The sequence below is a fragment of the Isoptericola croceus genome, assembly GCF_029382255.1.
In the GTDB taxonomy this organism is placed as follows: Bacteria; Actinomycetota; Actinomycetes; order Actinomycetales; family Cellulomonadaceae; genus Isoptericola; species Isoptericola croceus.
Genome location: NZ_JARLLG010000441.1, coordinates 1 through 259, shown reverse-complemented (window position 1 = coordinate 259; position 259 = coordinate 1). Strand labels below are relative to the sequence as shown.

1 protein-coding gene is annotated in these 259 nt (G+C 54.1%); it reads right to left on the bottom strand.

Going from position 1 to position 259, the window contains the following annotated elements; genetic code table 11:
• The coding region (locus PZC42_RS24915; RefSeq protein WP_277214292.1) for a ComEC/Rec2 family competence protein at nt 1-259 on the bottom strand (259 nt) is incomplete at both ends.

Genomic DNA, 259 nt, shown 5'->3' with positions numbered 1-259 from the left:
CATTTTTTAGTCCGTACAAAATGAAACAGATGGACAAAGCATCAAGCGGCCCGATCGGCAGTTTTTTTTGCCTGGCCAGCACAAGCAGCATCGTCATTGCCGCCGACCGGACAACTGGCGGGTTCATGCCGCATAATCCCGCATAAACCGGCATCACCCCCAGTAAGCAAACGGTGGCACGTTCCCTTGTCAGCCCGAGCCGGATGAGCAAATAGTAGCAAAACCCGGCAACGAGTTGTACGTGAAGCCCGGAAATGGC